Below are 26,591 nucleotides of genomic sequence, written 5' to 3'. Positions count from 1 at the left end.
CTGGGAAACCGGCGGGCTTGCCCGCGCAGCGGGAGCCCTCGGCTCCGCCTCGGCGACACGCCGAAATGACCAGTGGTTTTGGAGCGGGGATTCGGCGCGCGGAGCGCCGCCGGAAGAATGACTGCCTTGCCACGAACGCGGAATGTGCGGGAGCACGGATTCCAGATGCACCACTACCTCACGCGGACCGAGGGACCCGCTTAAGAGTTAGCGGTTTGAGCTGTCTTCTTTGCCTACTTTCTTTGCAGCAGCAAAGAAAGTAGGTGCCGCCCCGCACAGGGGCAACGCCAATAGACCGACAAGCCAGCAAGGAAAGGCCAAAGAAGCCAGAACAACGACAAAAAAGCGCCGCCCCCGCCGGGGCATATAATGTCCCCCGAACTGCGCTCCGCGAAAAAAATGCCTGACCTCCTCTCCAATCTAAACCCCGAACAACACGCCGCCGTAACGCTCCCGAATGAGCCCGCCCTGATCCTGGCGGGCGCCGGCAGCGGCAAAACCCGCGTCCTGATCACCCGCATCGCGTGGCTGATCCAGCAAGGCCTCGCGTCCCCCGCGACCGTCCTCGCGGTGACCTTCACCAACAAAGCCGCCCGCGAAATGATGGCGCGCCTCTCGGCGCTCTTGCCGATCGACACGCGCGGCATGTGGATCGGCACGTTCCACGGCCTGTGCAACCGGATGCTGCGCGCGCATCACCGCGACGCCGGGCTGCCCGCCACGTTCCAGATTCTCGACACCGCGGACCAGCTGTCGGCGATCAAGCGTCTGATGAAGGGCCTCAACATCGACGACGAAAAGTACCCGGCGAAAAATCTCCAGTACTTCATCAACAACGCGAAAGAGCAGGGCCTGCGCCCCAAAGACGTCGACGCCACCGACAACTTCAACCGCAAGTTCGTCGAGCTCTACGAAGCCTACGATCAGCAATGCCAGCGCGAAGGCGTGGTCGACTTTCCCGAACTGCTGCTGCGCTGCTACGAGCTGCTCGCGCACAATCCGCCGCTGCGCGCGCATTACCAGGCGCGCTTCAGGCACATCCTGGTGGACGAGTTTCAGGACACCAACAAGCTGCAATACGCGTGGCTCAAGCTGCTCGCGGGTCAGCACAACGCGATCTTCGCGGTCGGTGACGACGACCAGTCGATCTACGCGTTCCGCGGCGCGAACGTCGGCAACATGCGCGACTTCGAGCACGAGTTCAACGTGCGCAATCTGATTAAACTCGAACAGAACTACCGCTCGCACGGCCATATTCTCGATGCCGCGAATCAGCTGATCGCGAACAACTCGCGCCGCCTCGGCAAGAATCTGCGCACCGACGCGGGCCACGGCGAACCGGTGCGCGTCTACGAATCGGCGACAGATTCGCAGGAGGCCGGCTGGATCGTCGAAGAGATCCGCGCGCTGATCAACACCGGCCTGTCGCGCAGCGAAATCGCCGTGCTCTACCGCAGCAACGCGCAGTCGCGCACGATCGAGCACACGCTCGTCAATGCGGGCATCGCGTACCGCGTGTACGGCGGCCTGCGCTTTTTCGAGCGTCAGGAAGTCAAGCACGCGCTCGCGTACCTTCGCCTGATCGACAACCCGAACGATGACACCGCGTTCGGCCGCGTCGTCAATTTCCCGACCCGCGGCATCGGCGCGCGTTCGATCGAACAGCTCGCCGACGCGGCGCGTCTGTACAACTGCTCGATGGCCGCGGCGATTCCGTACGTCGCGGGCAAGGCGGGCTCGAGCCTCGCCGCGTTCGCGAACCTGGTCGGCAAGATGCGCGCCGACACGCAGCAGATGAGCCTGCCGGAGACCGTCGAGTACGTGGTCCGCGCGAGCGGCCTCGCCGACTTCTATCAGAACGAGCGCGAAGGCCAGGAGCGGCTCGAGAACTTGCAGGAACTCGTCAACGCGGCCGCCGCATTCGTCAGCGAGGAAGGCTACGGGCTCGATACGCCCGCGCGCTCAATCCCGCTGCGCCCAGGCGCCAGCGCCGCGCCCGAACTCGCGGTCGCGACAGACGATCCGAACACGGTGGTCCTCGACGCCCCGGGCATCGCCGATCCGGCGCAAAACCCCGACACGATGACGCCGCTCGCGGGCTTCCTGTCCCACGCGTCGCTCGAAGCGGGCGACAACCAGGCGCAGGCCGGCCAGGAAGCGGTGCAGCTGATGACGGTGCACGCGGCAAAGGGGCTCGAATTCACCGCGGTGTTCATCACCGGTCTCGAAGAAGGGCTGTTCCCGCACGAGAACAGCGCGATGGAGGCGGACGGCCTCGAAGAAGAGCGGCGTCTCATGTATGTCGCGATCACGCGCGCGAAGGAGCGGCTCTATCTGTCGTTCGCGCAGAGCCGGATGCTGCACGGTCAGACCCGCTACAACATCCGCTCGCGTTTCTTCGACGAATTGCCGCAGGAAACGCTGAAGTGGCTCACGCCGAAGGTCGAGGCGGGCTCGCGCTGGGGCGGTCGCTCGGACAACGCCGGCTACGGGCGCGACTGGTTTGCACGGCCGGGCTATGGCGGCGGTTCGGCGGCGGCGGTGACCTCGGCGCCGGCACCCGCCTTCGCGAACGAGCAGCGCGCGGCCGAAACGGGCTTTCGCGTCGGCCAGCAGGTGTTCCACACGAAGTTCGGCGAAGGCACGATCACCGCGCTCGAAGGCAACGGCACCGACGCGAAAGCGCAGGTCCGTTTCAAGCGGCATGGCGAAAAGTGGCTGGCGCTGGCGGTAGCTAAATTGCAGGCGGTCGAATGAGCAAGCCCTTGAACGTCAGCCACGGTGCACGGCGTCCCCTCGGCATTCTGGCCGCGTTGCCGCAGGAACTCGGCGACCTGATCGAAGCGATGCGCGCCGAGTCCGGCGTGCGCACGGTCAAGTACGGCCAGCGTGACTACCACGTCGGCACCGTGCACGGCACGCCGTGTGTCGTCACGCTCGCGCGCGTCGGCAAGGTCGCGGCGGCCGCGACGGTCAGCGCGCTGATTCACGCGTTCGATGTCGAAGCCGTTGTGTTCACCGGTGTCGCGGGTGGGGTCGGCGTCGATGTGCATGTCGGCGATATCGTCGTCGCGAGCACGCTGATGCAGCACGATGTCGACGCGTCGCCGCTGTTTCCGCGCTTCGAGGTGCCGCTGCTCGGCATGTCGCGCTTTGCCGCCGACGCGGCGCTCGCCGATCGTCTCACGCTCGCATGTGAGCAGTTCGTCGCCGAAGAGGGCGCGGCATGCGCGGCCCGGTTCGGCACGCGCGAGCCGCGTGTGCATCGCGGCTTGATCGTCAGCGGCGATCAGTTCGTCGCGAGCGCGGCGGCCGTCGCGGCGCTGCGCAACGCGCTGCCCGACGCGCTCGCGGTCGAGATGGAGGGCGCGGCGATCGCGCAAGTCTGCTACGAGTACGGCGTGCTGTGCGCGGTCGTGCGCACGATCTCCGATACCGCCGACGACCACGCGCCCGGATCGTTCATGTCGTTCCTGACCGGCATCGCGGGCACGTATTCGAACGCGATCCTCGCGCGCTTTCTGGGCACGCGCCACGCCGCGGGCTGAGCGCCCGCTGGTTTATTTCTTCGCGCCGTCGCCGAGCGCGTCGCGCACCTGCTGTAGCGCGGCCGGATCTTCGATCGTTGGCAGATCGCCCGGCTCGCGTCCCTCGGCGAGCGCCGCGATAGCGCGGCGCAATAGCTTGCCGGAACGCGTCTTCGGCAGCATCGATACCATCACCACGCGTGCGGGCCGCGCAATCGAACCGAGCTGGCGGTCGACCGTCATCGTCAGCTCGGCCGCCAGCCGCGCGCGCTCACTCGGGTCGCCTTCACTTTGCGCGCCGCGCAGCACGACGAAGGCCATCGCCGCTTGACCCTTGACCGGATCGGTCACGCCGACCACCGCGACTTCCGCGACGGCTGCGTGGCTCGACAGCGCCTCCTCGATCTCGCGCGTGCCGAGCCGATGGCCCGCGACGTTGATCACATCGTCGGTGCGGCCGAGGATCGTCACATAGCCGTCTTCGTCCTGCACGCCCCAGTCGAACGTCGAATAGACCTGCTGATTCGGCACGCTCGACCAGTAGGTGCCGACGAAGCGCTTGTCGTCGCCCCACACCGTCGACATGCAGCCCGGCGGCAGCGGATAGTCGAGCGTCAGCACGCCTTTCTCGCCGGGCGCACAGGGCTCGCCGGTCAACTCGTCTCGCACGGTCAGGCTATAGCCGACCGACGGCACGCCCGGCGAGCCGAGCTTGGTCGGCAGTACCTCGATGCCACGCGGAATCGCGAGCATCGGCCAGCCGGTTTCGGTCTGCCAGTAGTTGTCTATCACCGGCTTGTTCAGCGCGGTCGAGATCCATTCGGCGGTCGGTTCGTCGAGCGGTTCGCCGGCGAGAAACAGCGTGCGCAGGCTCGACAGATCGGCTGCCTTCATCAGCGCCGGGTCCTGCTTCTTCAGCACGCGTATCGCGGTCGGCGCGGTGAACATCAGGTTGATCTTGTGCTGTTCGACGAGGCGCCACCAGATGCCGCCGTCCGGGCGAATCGGCGTGCCTTCGTACATCACCGTGGTGAGCCCCGCGATCAGCGGCGCGTACACGATGTAGCTGTGGCCGACCACCCAGCCGACGTCGGACGCGGTGAACATCGTGTCGCCGGCCTTTCCCTCGAAGATGTATTCCATCGATGCCGCGAGCGCGACCGCATAGCCGCCGACATCGCGCTGCACGCCCTTCGGCTTGCCGGTCGTGCCCGACGTGTATAGCACGTACGACGGCTCGTTCGATTCGAGCCATTCGCACGGGACGTGGGCGTCGAAGAACTGTTCGCGCAGCGGCTCGTAGGCGACGAGGTAGGGCGCATTCAGGCGCTCGGGCGCGAGCTGCCGGTCGATCAGCAGCACGTGCGGCGTCTTGTGCTTCGCGCGCGAGAGCGCTTCGTCGACGAGCGGCGTGTAGTCGACCACTTTGCCGCCGCGCGCGCCGGCGTCGGCGGTCACGATCAGCACCGGCTTGGCGTCGTCGATACGCGCGGCGAGGTTCGGCGCCGCGAAGCCGCCGAACACGACCGAGTGGATCGCGCCTAGCCGCGCGCAGGCGAGCATCGCGAACAGCGCCTCGGGGATCATCGGCAGATAGATCAGCACGACGTCGCCGCGCTTCGCGCCCAGCGAACGCATGACCGCGGCCATGCGGTTGATCTCGGCGTACAGCTCGGCGTAAGTGTACTGGCGCTCGATGCCGGTTTCGGTCGATACGTAGACCAGCGCGTTTTGCTGTGCGCGCTCGGCCAGATGGCGGTCGACCGCGTTATGACAGAGGTTCGTGCGGCCGCCGACGAACCAGCGCGCAAATGGCGGCTTCGAGCGGTCGAGCACGGTGCCGAATGGCGTGTGCCAGTGAATGCGCTGGGCTTCTTCGCGCCAGAAGGCTTCGGGGTGTTCGATCGAGCGGCGGTGGAAATCGCGGTAGCGGGTCATCGGCGGCGATCCTCGTGCGGCGGGAGTGGACGGGGGCATGAAACGGCCGTGCAATTTGCGCGCCCGACGCGGCGCGGGTTATCCGCACAAGCATAGCTACGGGCGGGAGGGTGAGCAAGCTGGTTCGCCGCAAGGGCGAAGAGCAACAGGAAAAAATCGTTGTTCCTCAGATTCATCCGTCGCCCATATCCAGGTTTCTCGATGCCAGGTAGGGTGGAGACGGCCAACGTGGCACATCGCTTTTACCCAAACATGGAGGTTTGCTTGCCCAATCGATACGCTTCCGAGCGTGGTAGTCCGCGTGTTCCGGCCTGCGCGAGGTCTCAGGTGTCGTGCGCGACCTGAAGGAGGCGGCGACGCCGTCGCCGGATTGCTTCATTCCACTAACGGTCAGGTACTGACATGCGGAAAACCAGATTTGTCCGTGTTTTCGCTGGCGTAGTTTTACTTGCCATTGCCATTGCCATTGCCATTGCCATTGGCGTTGCTGTCGTCGCGTTCAACGTGGTCAACCTTAACGAAGCGTATGGAAACGGCGAGCCCTACTATTCGCGTACGACGAACATGGACAAGTGGACTGATCCTTTGCCAGTGCTGAGCGTCGTCGACGGTGTTGCGGTTGTCGTAGTTGCCGTGGGCTTTTTTACGTGGAGACGGATGCGGGTCTAAGGCGCGGGTGGTGTTCTTTGCGGTGTTGGCCTTTGCTTGCTGGCTTGTCGGTCTATTAGCGTTGCCCCTGTGCGGGGCGGCACCTACTTTCTTTGCTGCTGCGAAGCGACGCATCCCGCTGAACCCCTTGTCTGACGGGGTTTTCAGGGAAATTCCCCGGGCCCGACCCCCGTCTCTACCCCCGTCCTGAATTCGCCTGCAGGCAGAACTCCCGCAATTTTTTAAAATTCGCACACGCCGCTCGTGCCCGCGCCCGTCACGAGCACACGGGCGACCCGGCGCGAACGGCGCTACGCCCGTTCTCGGGCGTATGCGAGTGACTTTCGGGGAGGATCAGGACGCGTTCATCTGGACGAATCGCAGCGCGCGGGGTCACGCTTCTGCATTCCGAGCTTTCTTACGAAGTTGATCTAACATGTCGTCTCGGCTAGAACCCGGATCCTAAATCTGATGACTTCGGGAAGCCGGACTTTGACTGGACGCCGTATCAATCGACGGGGTGAACGATGGGTAAGGTCAGGCTGACAAAAGAAGAGCGACTGGAGCGCATCAAGCGCCATGTAACAACGTTGCGTAGTCATATCCAGAAGTGCGATCCAGCCACACAACAGGACACTATCAAGAGACTTCAGAGACAGTGCTTAAGGCAGGAGCAGGCAATAGCCCGGATTGAAAAAACGGTAGCGCTGAGGGCCAAGGGTCTCCTCAATGAACACGGCGCTCTCAAGACCAAACAGGAACTGTTTCTCGAACAGATTCGCCGTGAGCACGGCCAACACGTTCGGGTCGAGTATGTCGTCGAGGCGAGCGAGCCAAGGTCGGTATGGACTAGTGGGCAGGCTGGCGGCCCCGGCACCGGCAAGCGACGCTGAACGGCGAGGATCAGGACGCGTTCGGAAATCGAAGTCGAACGGTACGACATTGATCGACAAGCCCGCCCTTGCTGACCTCGGCACACATTCAGACCTTCGCGTTTCAGGCACTGCCGGTCCTGTCATGAGCGTCCTTCCAGCGCTGAATATTGGCTGGAATTGGCCGCTGCGTTAGCAGGCGTATAGCCGCGAGATTATTGAGCATCATCCACTTCGGATCGGGCATGTTCGTCATCCCGAAGTACGCGGCATATAGGTACGGCCATGCCCCAATCTTGTATCGAAGTTCGCCAGTGATCGGAGATTGATCCAGCAGGTAGACGTACAACTCGTCCACGTCGTGTAGTTGTGACGTCATATGGGCCAGCGAATCCGATCCCGAGTCTGGATAGCGTCCGTCATAGCTCGACTGCAGGAGCTCGATCGTCTTTTCATACGGTGCGAGCGAGATGTGCCCGTAGTGGGAGTGCAAGACCTCTATCAGGCGCGCAAGGTCGTGTCCTTTCTTTCCCTTGGGCTTAAAGCCCGGGTCCATAAACAAGATGAACGCTTTAATTAGCTTCTCGACGGCTTGCTCTGCCATCACGAAGCCGGGGAAGAGACCGTTCAACAGGCAACACCTTGCCGCCGCATAGTCTTCGGCAGATTGCTTGAAGAAGTACCCCGCATTGAGGTCACGTCCATGTGGATCGAAGTTACTTGCGGTCATATGGTCACGGACTAGTCGCCTTTCCTGAGAAGTTGGCGCATCGGGCCGACGCCGAACTGCGCCTCCAGACCAGCGACAAGCGTCGAAAGCCGATGCTGATTCGACGTTGGCTGATCGAGCGGCGGCAGCGCGACGGGCGGCGCGCGGCGGCGTCTCAATTCTGCAAGGATCATGTCACCGCCGAGTTCCTCCGGCGACAGATTCCGCGCGCGTGCGTAGGCCAGCAACTGCTCCTTAGCGCCACGCGTGAGCCAGACGACCTGCGGTTGCCCTGTTGTCATCGCTGCCCCCAAAAAAAGACCGCGCTAGGAGCTTACGCCAGCGCGGCATACAGGAACAGCCGGTCATCCAGATCGATCGTCGCGCGTCGCGGTGTCGTCGATGCGGGTCGGCGCGCGGTCGGCCCGGGGTCGGCGGCGGGTCGCGCCCCCCTGATCGCAATTTGCGACGTGATGGATCTATAGGGGGATGTCGGAGGCTCCCGGTTTTTTTTCGGGGAAGCCCCCCCGGTGCCGGGCCGCCCGGTCGTGTTCGTGCGCGCAGTGCTCCCGCACCCGCTGCGCGCGCCGGGCGTGGACCGGAGCCGCCGACCGGCCGACGCACCCAGCGGCTCCGGCTGCAGGTCCTGAACTGTCACCGGAGCTTCACGACGCGCGCGGGTGCACGACGCACGAGCGGACGGACCGCGCGGGCTTCAGCAAGAAAGCGCGTGACGAACTCCGGCTCGTCAAGCTGACGCACGGACTGGATGGTCGCGTCCAGATTTGCCGGAAGCACGACCAACGAAAGCTCGCACCATCGCCATTTCACGTGCCGCCGTCCACCGCCTGCAATTGGTTGCGACTGCAACGAGATAAAACCGATTGAAACCGCGCGCACCAGCTGCGCCTTGACTGACTCCCATGCCTCGTTGCAGCGATCCTGCAGCGTGCCGGGTGTGTTGATGCGGGCAATCTGGGCGCGAAAACGAATGCAGGAGTCATCCCGTTGTGCGGCGATCACGGCGCCGACCGGCGCGTCGGCGTGGTGCGAAAATAATAGCGGGACTGGCAGCGTGTATTCAGCGCCTCCCGGTTGCACAATGTCGCCGTAGCTGTCGACACTGCCCGATGTCGCGACGCCTTCAATGATGCGTTCGTCCTCGTCAATGTCGACCCCACGCGACAGCAGTGCGGTCGCGTACTGGAGGCGTTCGCGCTTGGCGGGCTGCTGTTGGTGCGCCGCGTCCGGACCGGTGCGCATCGTCGCGAGCGCATCGTGAAGATTGTCACTCATGCTGTGCGCTCCTGCGGCCGTGCCGCGCCACTTCGGTTGCGCCTGCAGCATCGGGCGGCGATGCAAACAGGTTGTCAATCACGGCGACGCCGCCTGCCTGCGCGAGCATCCAGTTGATCCGCCGTTCGAGCAGCACGCACGACATGTTGACCTGCCAGAGCGCCAGCGTGCCCGTGGCGCCCGCGCTGTCCGCCACGTCAAGCGCCGCCTCGCTCGCCACATCCACGGTCAGCGGATCGCTCGCGACGACCAGCGCTGACGAATCAAGCAACACCAGCGACCCGGCCGGCGCGGCGGGGCTCGCAACCAGTGGCAGGCCTGCGAGCGTGCCGCCCGTCGCGCGCACGTCGGCCGTGAAGGTGACATCGAGCAACGCCAGCGCAACGGCGTCGCCAGCGTTCGCGATCCAGATGCAGCGCGCAAGGTTGCCCGTGAAGTCCGCGAGCAGTGCGCGCACGTCGGCGGCAAGCGCCTGCGCGGTCGTGCCGCTGGCATGCACCGGCGTGACACCGTGCAGCAGCCCGGTCGGCACCGCTTCATTACCGGCACTGGCCGATAGCAGCGCCTCGCCTTCGGCGAGCGCATAGGCGGTCGTCAGTGACGCCGCAATGGTGCGTTCGAGCGGTTCGCGACCGGCCTGCCGCAGCGCCTCGGTCGTCGCTATGACCGCACCGGCAACCTTGCGCGGCGCAAGCTGGAAAGGCTCCAGACTGATATCCGCAATGAGCTTGGCCGTACCCTGCGCCGACCATTCAACGCGCGCGGGCTGCTTCTCGCGGGCGAGCGGCGTGAAGAACGGCACGCGTCGCAGCGTCACCAGCGCGTCGAGCCGTTCGATGATGCTGTCGGCTGCCAGCAGCGGGACAAAGCCGTTGGCGAGCGCCGCGTAATCGACGCCGCCCAGATTGCCGGTGTCAAGACCGAAGCGCAGCGCCCGCGTCACCGTCGCCGTGTCACCCCAGCGCTGCACCGCCCAGGCATGCGCACCGGACAGGCCACTGCTGCCGCCCGCCGCGAGCGCTGCGACCAGCCGCACCAGACCGTGATCCGCCATGTTTCCTCCGCACGCAGTCCGTTGATGTCATGTCAAGGATGGGCGACGGCGCGCGCGAACCCAACCGTCAGTTTCACCGTTTTCACATTTTTCTTTCGGGATGCTTACCGGTTGTGCCAGCCGTCGATCATGAAGCGTGCGAGGTCAGCGACGGCATACCAGCGCGAGCGGCCATTGCGCCGGTACGGCAGACGCAGTTTGCCCATCGCGTGCTGCTTGGCAAGCGCCGAGCGGCAGCAGCCAAGGCACGCCGCCGCGCCCGCTTCGCTCGTGCTGCCGTCGCCCGCAACCGGGTAACCGCCTTCACGAAGGCGCGCATACAGCCGCCGTTCAAGCTCCGCGATGCGCGCGGCGCGGTCGTCGTCGAGCGGATCCACGCGCGCCACCGTTCAGTGCAAAGTGCCGTTGCCGGGCAGGTAGACGCCCGGCGCAAGGCCGGGCGGATCAAAAAAACGTTTGTCCTCGACGGACTGCTGCGACGCGTTGCGCCTGCGCGCCTCCATCCGTGCATCGAGCGCGACCTTCACGCTTCTCCATGTGAGCTTCTTGCCGCTGGACTCGGCCTCCTTCGCCACGTCGAGGCACGAGGCTTCGAACACCGCTTCGTCCACGTTGTGCCACGCGACGCAGCGGCAGAGCCACTCGCCCATCGCGTAGCGTGCGACACCCGAACTCCACGCGGGCTTGTCGAGGTACTGCACAAAAATCGCTTCGAGTCGCTGCGCGGCGCGTACGACCTCCACGCTGAACGCGTGCGCGGGCGCGGTAACGACCGACTCGCGGGTGCGCAGCAGGCCGTCCAGCACGTTGCGCACGGACACCCACCTCGGCTTGCGACCGTCCCTCTCCTTATGCATCGCCGTGGCAATCGCGTTGAGCATGTCGTCCACGCTTGCACCGCGCTCCGCGAAGAGACGGCAACCACCTTCGGCCTCGCTGCGCACCTTCGCCTCGCAGCACGCGTCGAACTCGTCAAGCATCACCTGTGCGATTGCTGCGATGTCGGGTGTCCCGTCCGCTTCGTGTCCGGGTGCGCTGCGCGCGTCAACGAGAAGTCGCGGCTTCGCTTGCGAAACGCGACTAGCCTGCGCGGCAATGAGCGCCCCTCCAGAACCCTGCTTTAATCCCTCTAACCCTAAAACCCTCGTACCGCTCCCAGCGGCAACTTCGGGGGTCATTTGCGGCAACTTCGACTCCTGTTTGCGGCAACTTCCATCGGCAAAAGCGGCAACTTCGCGGTCCATTTGCGGCAACTTCCCGTCGTCGTGAGTGCTCGTGCCGAAGTCCAAGTTACCGCTCGGTGCGGCAACTTTGGTGCCGTTGAAGTTGCCGCTGGGTGCGGCAACTTTCCTGCTGGCCTCCGTCGGTCTGTTGCGCCGCCCAGTGGCACTGAACTCGTCCCATTCAACGTTGCCGGGATAGAGTTCGTGCAGGCGCTGGATGTCGATACGGCGAACGAGGGAACCGCCCTTGTCGCCGGTTCCCTCGACCCGCACGGTCAGGCCGGTGCGGTCGAAGCTGGCGAGCGCGCGCTGGGCGGTGTCATGGCCGACACCCGCCCGGTGGGCGACACGCAGCGCGGACGGCCACACGATGCGGCGGTCGTCAGTGATGAAGCGCACGAGCGCGAACGCCACGGCCTGCCGCGTGTCGGGGAATGGATAGCGTTCAAGCTCGCGCTCGGCTTGTTCGCGGGCGCTCAGGTTCTCTGCATTCACCCCGCGACCGGCGCTCATGCGGCGACCTCCGGCGAGTATCTGTCGGCCAGCGCGAGCAACTCGCTGACCTCGTCGGCGTCCATGTCGAGACATTCTCTGCAGAACACGTCGAACTTCCGGTAGCCCTCTATGCGGTATTCGCGTTTGTCCCTGATCTCGCGCAGAATGCGGCCAGCCTCGGCCTGTCGCCTGAGGACGGCCTTGATGTGCTGCTCTCTTTCGTGAAACTCGGTAAGTGCATCGAGCGCTTCGTAGTCCGCGTCATTCCGCAGGCGCTTCGACTTCTCCACAGGCAGCTTTCGTGTTTTGCCGTCCGCACCTTCACGTGTCTCCAACTGGGGAATTTCCCCAGTTGAGGCCAGCCCGGCGCGCTGCGTACTCACGGTCTTGTGATCGACGCCGAGCGCCGCCGCTATCTGCCGGTCGGATTGCTGCGGCGTGTCTCGCAGTTGCCCCGCGATGAGTTCGCGCCGTTGCTCGCGCGTGAGGTGCCGTCTGGCCGTGTTGAGCGTGCGGGCCAGCGTGCGCTTTTCTTCGTCGCCCAGTCCCTCGCGGGTTTCAGTCGGGCAGACAATCCCGAGTTCGTCGGCAATGTGCCTGCGATGATGGCCGTCGATGATTGCGCCGTTTTCATCGACCAGCACCGGCACCTGTATGCCGTGAAGTTCGATGCTGGCGCGAAGTTCGGCCATCTCGTCGGGTGCGAGCGGTGGCAGGAGTTGATATGGAACGCTCATGGTTTCCCCGCCTGATCGGGCAGATTCGCTTTCGTTCGCTCGGCTGGCTCACATGGTTCGGTATCCGAAGCGTCTGGCGTTTCACTGGACGTCACGGCCGGCCTCCGACCGGCCTTGCGGTCTGCCCGCGCTGCCATGCGTTTGCGTTTTTCCTCGGCTGCCATCTCGGCCAGCCAGCGCAGATAGCGCAATGCGTCGGACTTAAACCAGCGCTGGTGGCCGCCCGCAACGCTGAACGACGCCGGAAAGTGCGGGTCGTAAAGGACGGCGCGTCGCAGTGTCCACGTTGACCAACCCAGCAGCTTGCGCATGTCGGCGCCGGTGAGCAGCGTCAGGTCTTCTTCAGGCGAGGGGACGACGGCGGGTTCGGGTGCGGGCTGGACTTTTCGCGGGCGTCCGGGGCCGCGTCGGGCCGGGACCGCTACCGCTTCGGCGCTTGTCGTGGGCATGGTCGTGTTCCTCTGGGCTCCGGCGAGCGCCGGACATGCCTCTTACGATAAGTGGCGCAGCGCGCACTGCAATCCCCGGCGTTCACAGATAGCCGCTACCCGTGAATATTTATTTTTCGTCCCCACGCCACGGCGTGCCGCGCCGTTTTGCGGCCGAGCGCATGTTCCGCACGGTTGCCTTCTTCAGCCCGAACCGGCTAGCGGTGTGAAAGTCGGCGCGTTCCTGCGGGACGTGCACCCGCTGCGCCTCCCAGAACGATTGCTGCTCCTGCCGTACCGCCTTCCGGGTCTGGGCCAGCCGCGAGCCCCCGTGCCGACCCTGCGCCTGACTGAATGCCTGCAGCATGCGACGTGTGACCGACATGAGTTGCGACGTGGGAAGTTCGCCGGCACCGGGCACCTCGCGCGCGAGCACCGCCGCTGCGCATACAACCGGCATAGCGCGGGCCATGTTTCTCGTGAGCCGGTCGAGGGTCGCTGCCATGTCGAGGGAAGGTGCGGCGACGCGGTCCAGTTCGGCAACGGACCGGGCAAGCGCAGCCATTGCCGTCGCCATGTCCCGACGCCAGCGCTGCATCTCGGCCGCACGGCGCGCCATGCCGGACAGACGACTATTGCTGCTGTCGTGACCCGTCTGCGGCAAACCGGGTCGCTGCCTGATTCCGGGACGTGCCATGACGCGCCTCCGCCTCACCGTATGCCCAGACATTATCAGACGCGCACAGACGTGCCCGCGCATGCCCGATAGCGAGGATTGGGTGAAGGGCGAACGAAGGACGGCGGGAGGGGAAGACACCGCACGGCAGACGCCGTGCGGCAGGGTGTGGCTCAGCGTGACGCGCGCAGCGGCACGACGTTGCTGTCGGGTGACGTGTCGAGATCGAGATGGTTGGCCCACGCCTGCGTCGGCTCGATGCGCGCTGCGTAATGTCTCGTTCGTTCGTAAGCTTTCCGCACGCCGTCGCGCTTGTCGTGTCCGAGCGCGCTTTCAGCGATATCGGACGGCAGCGCGAGCGACTCGGTGAAAAACGTTCGCAAGCTGCTGCGCGCGCCGTGCATGCTTAGCTGCTCGCGCGCATAGCCGAGCTTTCGCAACAGGTCGCGTAACACGGTTCCGGCGATCTGCGTGCGTGTCCGTTCCGAATTGAACAGCCTGTCTTCGGGCCGGTGCTCGCCGGGCAACGCTTCAAGCAGGCGAAGCGCCTGATCGCTGAGCGGCACCCAGTGTTCCCGTTTCTGTTTCGTCCGTTCGGCGGGGATGCGCCATGTGCGGTTCGGAACGTCGATTTCGCTCCACACTGCGCCAGTCGCCTCGCCGCTGCGCGCGCCCGACAGAACGGCGAACTCCACGCAGCGCGCGACATCGCCCGATACCCCGCGCAGCTTCGTCATGAATGCCGGCATGTCGCGCCAGTCGAGCGCGGCGCGATGGGTCGTGCGCTCCTTCAGCTTCGGCAGCAGATTTTCGAGATGCGCATCGAACCTCGCCGGATTGTCGCCCGAACGGTAGCCGTGACTTTTTGACCAGTCGAGGATCGCCTCGAGCCGCTGGCGCAGTGCCACGCCGGTTGCGTGCTTCGCGAGCCACAACGGTTCGACGACCCGCAGGATGTCCGGAGTATCGATCTCACTGACATCCATCCGGGCCAGTGGCGCCGCATGGATGCGGACGCTGCTTTCCCACGCGACGTGATTGCTCAGTGACCACTCAGGCTTGCGCAGTTCGATGTAGCGCGCCGCGGCGTCGCCGAACGTGACGCGGTGCTCGGCCTCGCGCCGCGCGACTGCGCGCGCGTTCACCCTGTCGTTCAGCGGATCGATACCGGCACTCTTTAACCGCCGCGCCTCGGCGGCACGTTCGCGCGCGACGTTCAACGTCACACCGTCCCTGACACTGCCGAGTCCCAGATCGCGGACCCGGCCGTGCAGCTGGTAGCGCAGAATCCACGATGCCGCGCCCGTGGCCGAGACCTGCAGAAACAGGTTTGCGCCGTCGGCGTAATACTTCGTCCGGTGGGGCGGGTTGTTGATGATCTGCCTGACGGACGCTGCGGTCAGGCGGTTGATGCTGCGCATGGGGATCTCCATCGGTCGCGCTACCCCCGTTCCTACCCCCGTGCTAATTTGCACAGCGAGTCGCAGGGATGCACACAGACCAAAGCAGATATTCTATCAAAACCCTGATGCATCAAGGCTTTGCGGCGTGATCGCGTGGGCACCCGTGAGCACATGATATGCCGCTTCTCTTCCTGCTGCAAAGAAAGTAGGCAAAGAAGACAGCTCAAACCGCCAGCTCATAAGCGGGGTCCCCTGGCTTGGCAGGGGTAGTGGTGCATCTGGAATCCGTGCCCCCGCACATTCCCCGGCAGTGACAAAGCCATCATTCCTCCCACTCCGCACTACGTGCGTCGCGGACGGGTCAGCCGGGGAAACCGGCGGGTTTGCCCGCGCAGCGGGGAGCCCTCGGCTGCGCCTCGGCGAGGCGCCGAAACAACGAGGGGTTTTGGAGCGGGGATTCGGCGCGCGGAGCGCCGCCGGAAGAATGACTGCCGTGTCACGAACGCGGAATGTGCGGGAGCACGGATTCCAGATGCACCACTACCGCACGCGGACCGAGGGACCCGCTTAAGAGTTAGCGGTTTGAGCTGTCTTCTTTGCCTACTTTCTTTGCAGCAGCAAGGAAAGTAGGTGCCGCCCCGCACAGGGGCAACGCTAATAGACCGATAACACAACAAGGAAAGGCCAAAGAAGCCAGAACAACGACAAACCAACCCGCCGGCAGGCAAAAAGTGCTCGCCAGCTATAATCAACCATTCTCCGCCTCCAAAATCCAGCCTTTTAACCAGAAACATGAGCGACACCCCGAGCGACCCGACCTCGACGCTTGCAAAAAGCTTCGAACCCCACACCATCGAAGCCCACTGGGGCCCTGAATGGGAAAAGCGCGCCTACGCCGCGCCCTCCTTCGACGCGAACCGCAAGGATTTCTCGATCCAGCTGCCGCCGCCGAACGTCACGGGCACGCTGCACATGGGCCACGCGTTCAACCAGACCATCATGGACGGTCTCACCCGCTATCACCGCATGCTCGGCGAAAACACGCTGTGGGTGCCGGGTACCGACCACGCGGGCATCGCCACGCAGATCGTCGTCGAACGTCAGCTCGACGCACAAGGCGTGTCGCGCCACGACCTCGGCCGTGAAAAATTCGTCGAACGCGTGTGGGAGTGGAAGCAGCAGTCCGGCTCGACCATCACGAATCAGGTGCGTCGTCTCGGTGCGTCGATCGACTGGTCGCGCGAATACTTCACGATGGACGACAAGATGTCGGCCGCCGTGCGCGACGTGTTCGTGCGTCTGTATGAACAGGGCCTGATTTATCGCGGCAAGCGCCTCGTGAACTGGGATCCTGTGCTGCTCACCGCCGTATCCGACCTCGAAGTGGTCAGCGAGGAAGAAAACGGCCACCTGTGGCACATCCACTATCCGCTGACCGACGGCTCGGGCCATCTGACCGTCGCCACCACCCGTCCGGAAACCATGCTCGGCGATACCGCGGTGATGGTGCACCCGGAAGACGAGCGCTACGCGCACCTGATCGGCAAGACCGTCACGCTGCCGCTGTCGAACCGCGAAGTGCCGATCATCGCCGACGACTACGTCGACCGCGAATTCGGCACCGGCGTCGTCAAGGTCACGCCCGCGCACGATTTCAACGACTACCAGGTCGGCCTGCGCCACAAGCTGCCGCAGATCGAAATCCTCACGCTCGATGCGAGGATCAACGACAACGCGCCCGAAAAATACCGCGGCCTCGACCGTTTCGAAGCCCGCAAGCTGGTGGTCACCGATCTCGAAGCGCTCGGCGCGCTCGAATCGGTCAAGCCGCACAAGTTGATGGTGCCGCGCGGCGACCGCACCGGCGTCGTGATCGAGCCGATGCTGACCGACCAGTGGTTCGTCGCGATGAGCAAGCCGGCGCCCGAAGGTACGTTCAATCCGGGCAAGTCGATCGCCGAGACCGCGCTCGACGTCGTGCGCAACGGCCAGATCAAATTCGTGCCGGAGAACTGGACCACCACGTACTACCAGTGGCTCGAAAACATCCAGGACTGGTGCATCTCGCGTCAGCTGTGGTGGGGGCATCAGATTCCGGCGTGGTACGGCGAGAACGGCGAAGTGTTCGTCGCGAAGACCGAAGAAGATGCGCGCGCGAAGGCCACCGCTGCCGGTTACTCGGGCGCGTTGAAGCGCGACGAAGACGTCCTCGACACGTGGTTCTCGTCGGCTCTGGTGCCGTTCTCGTCGCTCGGCTGGCCGAACGAAACGGAAGAACTGAAGCACTTCATGCCGTCGTCGGTGCTCGTCACCGGCTTCGACATCATCTTCTTCTGGGTCGCGCGCATGGTCATGATGACCACGCACTTCACGGGCAAAGTGCCGTTCGACACGGTCTACGTGCACGGCCTCGTGCGCGACGCCGAAGGCCAGAAGATGTCGAAGAGCAAGGGCAACACGCTCGACCCGATCGACATCGTCGATGGCATCGACCTCGACGCGCTCGTCGCTAAACGCACCACCGGCCTGATGAATCCGAAGCAGGCCGCGTCGATCGAGAAGAAGACCCGCAAGGAGTTTCCGGACGGCATTCCGGCGTTCGGCACCGACGCGCTGCGCTTCACGATGGCGTCGATGGCCACGCTCGGCCGCAACGTCAATTTCGACCTTGCGCGCTGCGAAGGCTATCGCAACTTCTGCAACAAGCTGTGGAACGCCACCCGCTTCGTGCTGATGAACTGCGAAGGCCATGACTGCGGTTTCGGCCAACCGGCGCAATGTGGCGAATGCGGGCCAGAAGGCCAGTTGCATTTCTCGCAGGCCGACCGCTGGATCGTGTCGCAGCTTCAGCGCGTCGAAGCGGAAGTCGCCAAGGGCTTTTCGGACTATCGTTTTGATAATGTGGCCAACGCCATATACAAGTTCGTCTGGGACGAATATTGTGACTGGTACGTCGAGCTCGCCAAGGTGCAGATCCAGACGGGGCAGCCGAACCAGCAGCGTGCCACGCGTCGCACGCTTTTGCGTGTGCTCGAAACGGTGCTGCGCCTCGCGCATCCGGTGATCCCGTTCATCACCGAAGCGCTGTGGCAGAAAGTGGCGCCGCTCGCGGGACGCTACCCGGAAGGCAAGGCCGAGGGCGAGGCGTCCATCATGGTGCAGCAGTACCCCATCGCGGAGCCTTCGAAGCTCGATGAAGACGCCGAGCAGTGGGCGAGCGACCTCAAAGCGGTGATCGATGCATGCCGGAATCTGCGCGGCGAAATGAATTTGTCGCCAGCGGTGAAGGTGCCGTTGCTCGCCACCGGCAACGCGGAGCGTCTTCGTACGTTCGCGCCTTATGCTCAGGCGCTTGCGCGTCTGTCCGAGGTGCAGATCATCGCCGACGAGGCCGCGCTCGATGCTCAGGCGGATGGCGCGCCAATTGCTATCGTAGGAACGGACAAGCTCGTTTTGAAGGTCGAAATCGATGCGGCGGTCGAACGCGAACGTCTGTCGAAGGAGATCACGCGGTTGAGCGCCGAAATCGTGAAATGCAACGGTAAGCTGCAAAATCAGGCGTTCGTCGCGAAGGCGCCGGCGGCGGTCGTGGAACAGGAGCAGAAGCGGCTGGCCGATTTCGAAGCCACCGTCGGCAAGCTGAAAGCCCAACTGGCTCGCTTGCCGGCCTGATCGACGCGCCCGCCGTCCTCAACGGCGGGCAAGGATTTAACCAGAGGACTCAGGGTATTCACATGCTAAAAGTTACGAAGGCGGTTTTTCCGGTAGCAGGTCTTGGCACCCGGTTCCTCCCCGCCACGAAGGCTAGCCCGAAGGAGATGTTGCCGATCGTCGACAAGCCGCTGATTCAGTACGCGGTCGAAGAGGCCATGGCGGCCGGCATCACCGAAATGATCTTCGTCACGGGCCGCAGCAAGCGCGCGATCGAAGACCATTTCGACAAGTCCTATGAGATAGAGGCCGAACTCGAAGCACGCGGCAAGGACAAGCTGCTCGAACTCGTGCGTAGCATCAAGCCGAGCCACGTCGACTGCTTCTACGTGCGCCAGGCCGAAGCGCTGGGCCTCGGCCACGCGGTGCTGTGCGCCGAGAAGCTGGTCGGCGACAACCCGTTTGCCGTGATTCTCGCGGACGACCTGTTGTACGGCACGCCGCCCGTGATGACGCAGATGATCGAGGTGTTCGATCACTATCACAGCTCGGTGATCGGCGTCGAAGAGATCCCGCCGCAAGACACGAAGTCGTACGGCATCGTCGATGGCAAAGAATGGGAAGATTCGATCATCAAGATGTCGGGCATCATCGAAAAGCCGGAGCCGAGCGTGGCACCGTCGAACCTCGGCGTGGTCGGCCGATATGTGCTGAAGCCGCGCATCTTCGATCACCTGCGCTCGATCAAACCGGGCGCGGGCGGTGAATTGCAACTGACGGACGCGATCCAGTCGCTGCTCGCCGATGAACAGGTGCTCGCGTACAAGTATCACGGCACGCGTTTCGACTGCGGCAGCAAGCTCGGCTACCTGAAGGCGACCGTCGAGTTCGCGCTGCGTCACCCGGAAGTGGCCTCGGATTTCGAAGAGTATCTGCGTACCCGCTCGCCGGTGCTCGAAGGCTGACGCCAAGGTCAGGCTGAAACGAAGAAGGCGCTGTACCCCGAATAATGGGGACAGCGCCTTTTTTTCTTTTTTACATCGGACGGACAGTTTTACCGGATGCTGCTCAGCGGCGCCGCATCAGAAACGTAAATACCTTGTCGTGCGCCGAGCTTTCGACGATCTCGTTGCCGGTCTGCTTCGCGAACGCGGCGAAATCGCGCTGCGAGCCCGGATCGGTGGCGAGCACCTTGAGAATCTGGCCGCTTTCCATGTCGGCGAGCGCTTTTTTGGCGCGCAGGATGGGCAGCGGGCACATGAGCCCGCGCGCATCGACTTCCTTGTGAATCTGAATTTGCATCGACGATGACCTTCGGGACGAGGCGTCGCTGACGACGCCGGACAGAGGGTCAAATTCTACAGCAGGCGGCGCGGCGGCGCCGGGCAGCACACCGCTACAGCGTCACCGCCCCGCCGCTTTGCAGCGACTCGCGCAGCGCGACGCCGATACGCGTCGCTTCGAGCGCATCGGCGAGCGTCGCGCCACTCCGTGCCGCATCACCGTTCCCCGGCCCTTTTTGCACCGATGCGACGAACGCGCGTGCCTCGTGCAGAAACGCGTCCTCGAAGCGGTCGAAAAAGTTGGGCGTGCATTCGTTGCGGATGCCGGTCGCGTCATAAATCTCGACGCGGTTCGCGCGCGGATTGCGGCCGATCGTCAATGCGCCCGCGGTGCCGATCACTTCGCTATGCGTATCGTTGCCGTGCGCCTGCGTGCGCGACGCGTAGAACATCGCGAGCTTGCCGCCCTCGAATTCGCAGATCGCAACGCCGTTGTCGACGTCGCCGAATTCGCGCAGCCCCTCGTGCAACGCAATCGTGCCCGCCGCGAACACGCGCGTCGCCCGCGGCTTGCCGAGCAGCCAGCGGGCGACGTCGATGTCGTGCACCGTGCAGTCGAGAAAGATGCCGCCCGAGGTGGCCGCGAAGCGCACGAAGAAACCGTCGTTGTCGTTTTTATCGGTGGTCTGCGAACGCACGAGGAACGGCCGGCCGATCTGGCCGGCGGCGATTTTATCGAACGCGTCGCGGTAGCTCGGATCGAAGCGGCGCATGAAGCCGATCGTCGCTTGCAGATGCGGATAGCGCGCCGCTTCGGCCAGCACGCGCTCGCATTCGGCGACATCGAGCGACAGCGGCTTTTCGCAGAACACGTGCTTGCCGGCGCGCAATGCGTCGACGATCTGCTGCGCGTGCAGCGACGACGGTGTAACGAGCCATACCGCGTCGATCTGCGGATCGGCGAGCAGGTCCGCGTAATCGGCGTAAAGACGCGGCTCGGGTAGCGCATCGCGCGCCCACGCGAGTTCCTCTTCGAGCGGACTGCACGCGGCCGCGAGCGTCGCACCCGGCACGCGATACGCGAGATTCTCCGCATGCCGCTTGCCAAGCCGCCCAAGGCCCACCACGCCGATCCGCAAGCGCTCCGTGGCGGGCTTCATCACGCGGCCTCGCCGAGTTTGACCGCGCGGCCCTCGCGCCATGAACGCGTCGCGGCTTCCGCGAGTTCGAGCGCTTTCAGGCCATCGGCGACGGTCGTGCGCACCGGCTTCCCGTGCGTGACCGCGTCGAAGAAATGCGCGATTTCGAGCGCGTACGCCGCGCGATAGCGTTCGAGAAAGAACGCCTCGGGCACGTCGGTGGATACCTTCGTTTCCGAGTACGCGGTGACTTCGGTCGGCCGTATGTTGCCCGCTTGCAGCATGCCGGTGCTGCCGAGCACTTCGAAGCGCTGGTCGTAGCCGTACGCGGCGCGCCGCGTGGTGTTGATCTGGCACAGGCGGCCGCGCTTCGTGCGGATCGTCACCGCGGTCGAATCGATGTCGCCCGCGTCGGCGATCGCGGGGTCGGTGAGGCAACTGCCGGTGGCGTGCAGCGTGTCGGCTTCATCGTCGAGAATCCACCGGCAGATGTCGAAGTCGTGAATCAGCATGTCCTTGAAGATGCCGCCGGAGCGCCGGATGTAGTCGACCGGCGGCGCGCCGGGGTCGCGGCTCGTCACGACGAGCATCTCGGGTGTGCCGATCTCGCCCGCGTCCAGACGCGCTTTCAATGCGGCAAACGTCGGATCGAAGCGCCGCTGAAACCCGATCATGCACACCACGCCCGCGCGCTCCACGGCTTCTGCGCACATCCGCGCGCGCTCCATCGTGAGATCGACCGGCTTCTCGCAGAACACGTGCTTGTTCTGCGCGGCCGATTTGACGATCAGGTCCGCATGCGTGTCGGTGCTCGAACAGATCACGGTCGCGCCAATCGAAGCGTCGCCGATCGCGCCGTCGATATCCGCGACCTGCGCGCCATGCTGCGAGGCGAGCGCGGCGGCCGCTTGGCGATTCACGTCGACCACGTATTTGAGCCGCACGCCGGGCTGCCGCGCGAGATTCGCCGCATGGATCTTGCCGATGCGTCCCGCGCCGAATACCGCGACGTCGATCGTGCTTACCGCGTCAGTCATCGTAGCCTCCAGTGTCGTTGGATTCTTCAACGTTCAGTTCGAGCTTGTACGCGAGCGCGATGAAGAGCGCCTGGCACAGGCAGATCGTGCTGGTCAGCGAGCGGAACGCGAACGCGCTGCCCTCTTTCACGTAGAGTTGCGTGCTCGCGTAGCGCGCGAGCGGCGATAGCTGGCTATCCGTGATGACGAGCGTCTTCGCCTGATGATGATGCGCGACGCGCAGACAGTACTGCGTCTCCTTGCCGTACGGCGCAAAGCTGATCGCAATCACCACGTCGCCCTTCCTGACACTGCGAATCTGCTCGCGATACATGCCGCCGAAGCCGGACACCAGATGCACGCGCTTGTGCGTGTGCTGCAACGCATAGACGATATAACTCGCGACCGGAAACGAGCGCCGCACGCCGATCACGTAGATGTTGTCGGCCTGCTGCAGCATCTTCACGGCGGCGTCGAACTGCTTGTCGTCGAGACCCGCTTCGAGTTCTTCGAGGCCGCCGCGCGACGCGGCGATGAACTCGCGCGCGACCGCGCCGCCCGACAGCGTGCCGGGCTTCTCGTCGATCAGCTTGCGGATGCGCTGCTGATAGCTCGACGACGACACGCCCTGCCCCGTATACGCCTGACGAAACACCGCCTGCAGATCCGAAAACCCGGAAAAGCCGAACCGCTGCGCAAAGCGCACGACCGCCGACGGGTGCACGCCGCAACTCGCGGCGATATCGCTGGTGCGATCCATCATCACGCTCGAGCGATGCTGCTCGATATACGTCGCCACGCTCTTCAACTGCCGCGGCAGCGACTCGTAGATATCCGCGATGCGCTGCATCAATTCGTCGACGCTCGGCAACGCTTCTTCGGTGATCTGTTCCGCCATGACTGCCTCTCGGGGTTTCCTGCAATGCGACAGACGCGCCCGCGGCCCGCCGCAACATGCATCCGACGTTGCCGAGTATAGGCGGCCGCCCCGTCAAATGGAACGTATTTTCCATTTTTATTTGTCATGAAATTTTCTTTGCAAGGCCTCGGAAGATGACCTACTCTTGGTCGTGAGCGATGGCGCTTCGACCTCGTTGTGTGGGTCATCGGAATGGCAAGCCACCCGCCAGGCGCTCCCTCAATAACGAACGACAGACCGAGAAAGGTGGAGACAATGAGACTTTGCAGAGGCAAGGCAACGCTCAGGATTCTGGTGACGGCGTTGACGTTGGCGACGGGATTCGGCGCGGCCTCGGCCGCCCGCGCGGCGGACGCTCACTTCGTGCTGATCAGCCACGCGCCGGATTCGGACTCGTGGTGGAACACGATCAAGAACGCGATCAAGCAGGCCGACGAAGACTTCAACGTTCAGACCGACTACCGCAACCCGCCGAACGGCGACATCGCCGACATGGCGCGTCTCGTCGAACAGGCGGCCGCGCGCAATTACGACGGCGTGATCGTATCGATCGCCGATTTCGACGTGCTGAAAAGTTCGATCGGGAAGGTCACCGAGAAACACATTCCGCTCGTCACGATCAATTCGGGCACCGAGGAGCAAAGCGCGAAGCTCGGCGCGATCATGCACGTCGGCCAGCCCGAGTTCGCGGCCGGCAAAGCCGCCGGCGAAAAGGCCAAAGCCGCCGGCATCAAGTCGTTCCTGTGCGTGAACCACTACGCGACGAACCCGGCCTCGTTCGAACGCTGCCGCGGTTTCGCCGAAGCGATCGGCGCCAACTTCAAGACCTCGACGCTCGACGTGGGCCAGGACCCGACCGGCGTGCAGTCGAAAGTCAGCGCGTTCCTGCGCAATCATCCGGATACCCAGGCGGTGCTGACGCTCGGTCCGCTATCGGCCGACCCGACCTTGAAGGCGCTGCAGCAGATGGGCGTCGCCGGCAAGATCTGGTTCGCGACCTTCGACTTCGATAGCGACATCGCAAAGGGCATCCAGGACGGCACGATCCAGTTCGCGATCGACCAGCAACCGTACTTGCAGGGCTATATCCCGGTCGCCGTGCTGGCGATCGCGAAGAAGAACAACACCACCGATCCCGTGAAGATCCGCGAGGTCCTGCAGGCGAATCCGAAATTCAAGGAGCGTCTCGCAACCTATGGGCTCGCTCCGTCGTACGGGCCGCGCAATATCGGCTCGGGTCCGGGCTTCATCACCAAAGAAAATGTCGACAAGGTGCTGAAGTACGCGGGTCAGTACCGCTGAACGCGCGGCATCGCATCGCATCGCGCGATCAAGCCGCCGCGCCGGCGGCAAGGTTGAAAAGGAGTGACCGGCGGGACGCATTGCGTCTTGCCGGCACTCGCCCGCTCAGCGGATATGCCGCTCAGCGGATATGCCGCTCAGCGGATATGCCGCCCAGCGGTTACGCCGCCCGGCGGATTCGCAAACGCCCACGGCATTGCGCCGACTCGCCGGTCGCGGGCGTATCAAGGAGAGCTTCAATGGGTGTCGCCGACCTGTTTCATCCCCATCACCGCAAGCAACCGCCGTCCGATCCGCAGGACCCGCCACAGTCTGGCGCGACGACCGCCTCGCAAGCCGCTGCCGTCGACGAACGCGTGCGCGAGGAATCCTGGTTCCGCCATCTGCTCGGCCGACCGGAATTCGCGGCGCTCGCCGGCACCGTGATGGTGTTCATCGTGTTCGGCCTGGCCGCCGGCAACTCGGGGATGTTCAACCTCGACGGAGTGATGAACTGGTCGCAGGTCGCCGCCTATCTCGGTCTGATCTCGGTCGGCGCATGCCTGCTGATGATCGCCGGCGAGTTCGATCTGTCGATCGGCTCGATGATCGGTTTTGCCGGCATGATGGTCGCGTTGCCGACCATGTACTTCCACTGGCCGATCTGGCTCGCGATCGTGTTCGCGTTCGTCGGCTCGATGTTGCTCGGCGCGCTCAACGGCTATCTGGTGATGCGTACGCGCCTGCCGTCGTTCATCGTCACGCTCGCGTTCCTGTTCATTCTGCGCGGTCTGACGCTCGCGCTGTCGGTGATGTTCGCCGATCGCACGATCATCTCCGGTGTCGGCGACGTCGCGCGTCAGGACTGGTTCGCGCACACGTTCTTTCAGGGCGTCGCGTTCCGAGGTCTGTTCGTATGGCTTGGCCACCTCGGTCTCGTGAAGATGCTCGACAACGGCGCGCCGCTCGTGCCGGGCATTCCCAAGGTGCTGCTGTGGTGGTTCGTGCTTGCCGTGGTCTGCGCGTTCACGCTCGCTAAAACGCGCTTCGGCAACTGGATTTTCGCGGTCGGCGGCGATGCCAACGCGGCCAAGAACGTCGGCGTGCCGGTGCGTCGCGTGAAGATCTCGCTGTTCGTACTGACCGCGTTCTGCTCGGCCCTGTATGCGGTGCTGCAGGTGTGCGATATCGGTTCGGCCGCGGCGGACCGTGGTTTGCAGGCGGAGTTCGAGGCGATCATCGCCGCGGTGATCGGCGGCACGCTGCTGACGGGCGGCTACGGCTCGGTGGTCGGCGCCTGCTTCGGCGCGCTGATCTTCGGCGTCGTGCAGATCGGCATCACCTATACCAACGTCGATTCCGACTGGTTCCGCGTGTTCCTCGGCGTGATGCTGCTGTTCGCCGTGCTGTTCAACCACTACGTGCGCGGCCGCGTCGCGGCATCGCGCTAGACGGAGGTTCACGATGAGCACCCCCGAACAGAACCCGGACGACATCATCCTGTCGCTCGAAAACGTCAGCCGTTATTTCGGCAACATCATCGCGCTGAACGACATCACGCTGCGGCTCAAACGCGGTGAAGTGCATTGCCTGCTCGGCGACAACGGCGCCGGCAAATCGACGCTGATCAAGACGCTCGCGGGCGTGTATCAGCCGAGCAAAGGCACCTACCGGGTGGACGGCAAACCGGTGCATTTCACGTCGCCGAAAGACGCGCTCGATCTCGGCATCGCAACCGTCTATCAGGATCTCGCGCTGGTGCCGCTGCTGTCGGTCGCGCGCAATTTCTTCATGGGCCGCGAACCGCAGAAAAAGCTGTTCGGCTTTCTGAACGTGATGGACCTCGAAACCTGCGCCACCACCGCGCGCGACAAGCTCGCCGAAATGGGCATCAACGTGCGCGACCCACATCAGCCGATCGGCACGATGTCGGGCGGCGAGCGTCAATGCCTGGCCATCGCGCGTGCGATTCACTTCGGCGCGCGCGTGCTGATTCTCGACGAACCGACGGCCGCGCTCGGCGTCAAGCAGAGCTTCAACGTGCTGAAGCTGATCCATAAGGCGCGCGCCAAAGGCATCTCGGTGATCTTCATCACCCACAACGTGCATCACGCGTATCCGATCGGCGATTCGTTCACGCTGCTCAATCGCGGCCGCTCGCTCGGCACGTTCACCAAACAGACGATCAGTAAGGACGAAGTGCTCGACATGATGGCCGGCGGCGCCGAGATGCAGAAGATGATCGGCGAACTCGAAGGCGCGACGATCTGACCGATTCGCGCGGTGCGACCGGCCT

24 protein-coding genes are annotated in these 26,591 nt (G+C 64.2%); 7 read left to right on the top strand and 17 right to left on the bottom strand.

Features of this window, described 5'->3' with window-relative positions; all coding sequences use genetic code 11:
* Positions 1 to 399: 399 nt before the first annotated feature.
* Positions 400 to 2,757 carry a UvrD-helicase domain-containing protein gene (locus tag G5S42_RS18020; RefSeq protein ID WP_176108054.1) on the top strand — a complete coding sequence of 786 codons (2,358 nt, stop codon included), beginning with the start codon at positions 400 to 402 and terminating at the stop codon, positions 2,755 to 2,757.
* On the top strand, positions 2,754 to 3,548 hold the full coding sequence (locus G5S42_RS18015) for a 5'-methylthioadenosine/adenosylhomocysteine nucleosidase (protein WP_176108052.1): 795 nt from the start codon (positions 2,754 to 2,756) through the stop codon (positions 3,546 to 3,548). The genes G5S42_RS18020 and G5S42_RS18015 overlap by 4 nt, the downstream gene beginning before the upstream one ends.
* A gap of 12 nt (positions 3,549 to 3,560) precedes the next feature.
* Here G5S42_RS18015 and G5S42_RS18010 read toward each other — a convergent pair whose 3' ends face one another.
* From G5S42_RS18010 to G5S42_RS17950, 13 genes are all read right to left on the bottom strand, one after another.
* Positions 3,561 to 5,504: a propionate--CoA ligase gene (locus G5S42_RS18010; protein ID WP_176108050.1), complete on the bottom strand. Its 1,944-nt coding sequence runs from the start codon at positions 5,502 to 5,504 to the stop codon at positions 3,561 to 3,563.
* 405 nt (positions 5,505 to 5,909) lie between these two features.
* Positions 5,910 to 6,248 (bottom strand): hypothetical protein, encoded by a 339-nt coding sequence (locus G5S42_RS45770; protein WP_176108043.1) that lies wholly within the window; start codon positions 6,246 to 6,248, stop codon positions 5,910 to 5,912.
* 527 nt (positions 6,249 to 6,775) lie between these two features.
* Positions 6,776 to 7,066: a hypothetical protein gene (locus G5S42_RS18000; protein ID WP_176108042.1), complete on the bottom strand. Its 291-nt coding sequence runs from the start codon at positions 7,064 to 7,066 to the stop codon at positions 6,776 to 6,778.
* 43 nt (positions 7,067 to 7,109) lie between these two features.
* Complete coding sequence (locus G5S42_RS17995; protein ID WP_176108040.1) at positions 7,110 to 7,715, bottom strand: HEPN domain-containing protein; 606 nt, start codon at positions 7,713 to 7,715, stop codon at positions 7,110 to 7,112.
* Positions 7,716 to 7,726: 11 nt separating this feature from the next.
* Positions 7,727 to 7,996, bottom strand: coding sequence for a hypothetical protein (locus G5S42_RS17990; protein ID WP_176108038.1), 270 nt, complete (start codon positions 7,994 to 7,996; stop codon positions 7,727 to 7,729).
* 352 nt (positions 7,997 to 8,348) lie between these two features.
* Positions 8,349 to 9,041 (bottom strand): HK97 family phage prohead protease, encoded by a 693-nt coding sequence (locus G5S42_RS17985; protein ID WP_176108036.1) that lies wholly within the window; start codon positions 9,039 to 9,041, stop codon positions 8,349 to 8,351.
* Positions 8,983 to 10,044 (bottom strand): phage major capsid protein, encoded by a 1,062-nt coding sequence (locus G5S42_RS17980; protein WP_176108034.1) that lies wholly within the window; start codon positions 10,042 to 10,044, stop codon positions 8,983 to 8,985. The genes G5S42_RS17985 and G5S42_RS17980 overlap by 59 nt, the downstream gene beginning before the upstream one ends.
* A gap of 104 nt (positions 10,045 to 10,148) precedes the next feature.
* A complete protein-coding gene (locus G5S42_RS17975; RefSeq protein ID WP_176108032.1) occupies positions 10,149 to 10,421 on the bottom strand; it encodes a hypothetical protein in 273 nt (90 codons plus the stop codon).
* Between the two features lie 12 nt (positions 10,422 to 10,433).
* Entirely contained in the window at positions 10,434 to 11,681 is a 1,248-nt protein-coding gene (locus G5S42_RS17970; protein ID WP_176108030.1) for a hypothetical protein, read from the bottom strand.
* 95 nt (positions 11,682 to 11,776) lie between these two features.
* Entirely contained in the window at positions 11,777 to 12,454 is a 678-nt protein-coding gene (locus tag G5S42_RS17965) for a ParB N-terminal domain-containing protein (protein ID WP_176108028.1), read from the bottom strand.
* A gap of 41 nt (positions 12,455 to 12,495) precedes the next feature.
* Complete coding sequence (locus G5S42_RS17960; RefSeq protein ID WP_176108026.1) at positions 12,496 to 12,948, bottom strand: hypothetical protein; 453 nt, start codon at positions 12,946 to 12,948, stop codon at positions 12,496 to 12,498.
* A 109-nt stretch (positions 12,949 to 13,057) separates the two neighbouring features.
* Positions 13,058 to 13,624 (bottom strand): hypothetical protein, encoded by a 567-nt coding sequence (locus G5S42_RS17955; protein ID WP_176108024.1) that lies wholly within the window; start codon positions 13,622 to 13,624, stop codon positions 13,058 to 13,060.
* Between the two features lie 152 nt (positions 13,625 to 13,776).
* Entirely contained in the window at positions 13,777 to 15,024 is a 1,248-nt protein-coding gene (locus G5S42_RS17950; RefSeq protein WP_176108022.1) for a tyrosine-type recombinase/integrase, read from the bottom strand.
* A 774-nt stretch (positions 15,025 to 15,798) separates the two neighbouring features.
* Here G5S42_RS17950 and G5S42_RS17945 point away from each other — a divergent pair.
* The gene (locus G5S42_RS17945; RefSeq protein WP_176108020.1) at positions 15,799 to 18,678 is read left to right on the top strand and encodes a valine--tRNA ligase; all 2,880 of its coding nucleotides are present in this window, start codon (positions 15,799 to 15,801) and stop codon (positions 18,676 to 18,678) included.
* Positions 18,679 to 18,740: 62 nt separating this feature from the next.
* A complete protein-coding gene (gene galU, locus G5S42_RS17940; RefSeq protein WP_176108012.1) occupies positions 18,741 to 19,622 on the top strand; it encodes a UTP--glucose-1-phosphate uridylyltransferase GalU in 882 nt (293 codons plus the stop codon).
* A 103-nt stretch (positions 19,623 to 19,725) separates the two neighbouring features.
* Here the strand turns inward: galU and G5S42_RS17935 are convergent, their stop codons facing one another.
* From G5S42_RS17935 to G5S42_RS17920, 4 genes are all read right to left on the bottom strand, one after another.
* Positions 19,726 to 19,953, bottom strand: a complete 228-nt coding sequence (locus tag G5S42_RS17935) for a sulfurtransferase TusA family protein (RefSeq protein WP_026225937.1) — start codon at positions 19,951 to 19,953, stop codon at positions 19,726 to 19,728.
* A gap of 100 nt (positions 19,954 to 20,053) precedes the next feature.
* Complete coding sequence (locus G5S42_RS17930) at positions 20,054 to 21,100, bottom strand: Gfo/Idh/MocA family oxidoreductase (protein ID WP_176108010.1); 1,047 nt, start codon at positions 21,098 to 21,100, stop codon at positions 20,054 to 20,056.
* On the bottom strand, positions 21,100 to 22,116 hold the full coding sequence (gene iolG / locus G5S42_RS17925; RefSeq protein WP_176108009.1) for an inositol 2-dehydrogenase: 1,017 nt from the start codon (positions 22,114 to 22,116) through the stop codon (positions 21,100 to 21,102). The genes G5S42_RS17930 and iolG overlap by 1 nt, the downstream gene beginning before the upstream one ends.
* Positions 22,109 to 22,993: a MurR/RpiR family transcriptional regulator gene (locus G5S42_RS17920; RefSeq protein WP_176108007.1), complete on the bottom strand. Its 885-nt coding sequence runs from the start codon at positions 22,991 to 22,993 to the stop codon at positions 22,109 to 22,111. Before G5S42_RS17920 ends, iolG begins: the two co-directional genes overlap by 8 nt.
* A 276-nt stretch (positions 22,994 to 23,269) precedes the next feature.
* Between G5S42_RS17920 and G5S42_RS17915 the strand changes: the two genes are divergently transcribed.
* The 3 genes from G5S42_RS17915 (at position 23,270) to G5S42_RS17905 (ending at position 26,566) form a co-directional block, all read left to right on the top strand.
* Entirely contained in the window at positions 23,270 to 24,316 is a 1,047-nt protein-coding gene (locus G5S42_RS17915; RefSeq protein ID WP_026228647.1) for a sugar ABC transporter substrate-binding protein, read from the top strand.
* Between the two features lie 239 nt (positions 24,317 to 24,555).
* A complete protein-coding gene (locus G5S42_RS17910; RefSeq protein ID WP_176108005.1) occupies positions 24,556 to 25,746 on the top strand; it encodes an ABC transporter permease in 1,191 nt (396 codons plus the stop codon).
* A 13-nt stretch (positions 25,747 to 25,759) separates the two neighbouring features.
* Positions 25,760 to 26,566 carry an ATP-binding cassette domain-containing protein gene (locus G5S42_RS17905; protein WP_176108003.1) on the top strand — a complete coding sequence of 269 codons (807 nt, stop codon included), beginning with the start codon at positions 25,760 to 25,762 and terminating at the stop codon, positions 26,564 to 26,566.
* Positions 26,567 to 26,591: the final 25 nt, after the last annotated feature.

The sequence above is a fragment of the Paraburkholderia youngii genome, assembly GCF_013366925.1.
Classification (GTDB): Bacteria; Pseudomonadota; Gammaproteobacteria; order Burkholderiales; family Burkholderiaceae; genus Paraburkholderia; species Paraburkholderia youngii.
This window is presented reverse-complemented; position numbering and strand designations above follow the sequence as displayed.

What these genes read in the sequence shown, in the direction of transcription:
- galU (WP_176108012.1), top strand. Translation starts at nt 18,741, where the DNA reads ATGCTAAAAGTTACGAAGGCGGTTTTTCCGGTAGCAGGTCTTGGCACC.
- G5S42_RS17960 (WP_176108026.1), bottom strand. Translation starts at nt 12,948, where the DNA reads ATGCCCACGACAAGCGCCGAAGCGGTAGCGGTCCCGGCCCGACGCGGC.
- G5S42_RS17915 (WP_026228647.1), top strand. Translation starts at nt 23,270, where the DNA reads ATGAGACTTTGCAGAGGCAAGGCAACGCTCAGGATTCTGGTGACGGCG.
- G5S42_RS17980 (WP_176108034.1), bottom strand. Translation starts at nt 10,044, where the DNA reads ATGGCGGATCACGGTCTGGTGCGGCTGGTCGCAGCGCTCGCGGCGGGC.
- G5S42_RS17985 (WP_176108036.1), bottom strand. Translation starts at nt 9,041, where the DNA reads ATGCTGCAGGCGCAACCGAAGTGGCGCGGCACGGCCGCAGGAGCGCAC.
- G5S42_RS17990 (WP_176108038.1), bottom strand. Translation starts at nt 7,996, where the DNA reads ATGACAACAGGGCAACCGCAGGTCGTCTGGCTCACGCGTGGCGCTAAG.
- G5S42_RS17955 (WP_176108024.1), bottom strand. Translation starts at nt 13,624, where the DNA reads ATGGCACGTCCCGGAATCAGGCAGCGACCCGGTTTGCCGCAGACGGGT.
- G5S42_RS18010 (WP_176108050.1), bottom strand. Translation starts at nt 5,504, where the DNA reads ATGCCCCCGTCCACTCCCGCCGCACGAGGATCGCCGCCGATGACCCGC.
- G5S42_RS45770 (WP_176108043.1), bottom strand. Translation starts at nt 6,248, where the DNA reads ATGCGTCGCTTCGCAGCAGCAAAGAAAGTAGGTGCCGCCCCGCACAGG.
- G5S42_RS17995 (WP_176108040.1), bottom strand. Translation starts at nt 7,715, where the DNA reads ATGACCGCAAGTAACTTCGATCCACATGGACGTGACCTCAATGCGGGG.
- iolG (WP_176108009.1), bottom strand. Translation starts at nt 22,116, where the DNA reads ATGACTGACGCGGTAAGCACGATCGACGTCGCGGTATTCGGCGCGGGA.
- G5S42_RS17910 (WP_176108005.1), top strand. Translation starts at nt 24,556, where the DNA reads ATGGGTGTCGCCGACCTGTTTCATCCCCATCACCGCAAGCAACCGCCG.
- G5S42_RS17950 (WP_176108022.1), bottom strand. Translation starts at nt 15,024, where the DNA reads ATGCGCAGCATCAACCGCCTGACCGCAGCGTCCGTCAGGCAGATCATC.
- G5S42_RS17965 (WP_176108028.1), bottom strand. Translation starts at nt 12,454, where the DNA reads ATGGCCGAACTTCGCGCCAGCATCGAACTTCACGGCATACAGGTGCCG.
- G5S42_RS17930 (WP_176108010.1), bottom strand. Translation starts at nt 21,100, where the DNA reads ATGAAGCCCGCCACGGAGCGCTTGCGGATCGGCGTGGTGGGCCTTGGG.
- G5S42_RS17945 (WP_176108020.1), top strand. Translation starts at nt 15,799, where the DNA reads ATGAGCGACACCCCGAGCGACCCGACCTCGACGCTTGCAAAAAGCTTC.
- G5S42_RS18015 (WP_176108052.1), top strand. Translation starts at nt 2,754, where the DNA reads ATGAGCAAGCCCTTGAACGTCAGCCACGGTGCACGGCGTCCCCTCGGC.
- G5S42_RS17905 (WP_176108003.1), top strand. Translation starts at nt 25,760, where the DNA reads ATGAGCACCCCCGAACAGAACCCGGACGACATCATCCTGTCGCTCGAA.
- G5S42_RS18020 (WP_176108054.1), top strand. Translation starts at nt 400, where the DNA reads ATGCCTGACCTCCTCTCCAATCTAAACCCCGAACAACACGCCGCCGTA.
- G5S42_RS17920 (WP_176108007.1), bottom strand. Translation starts at nt 22,993, where the DNA reads ATGGCGGAACAGATCACCGAAGAAGCGTTGCCGAGCGTCGACGAATTG.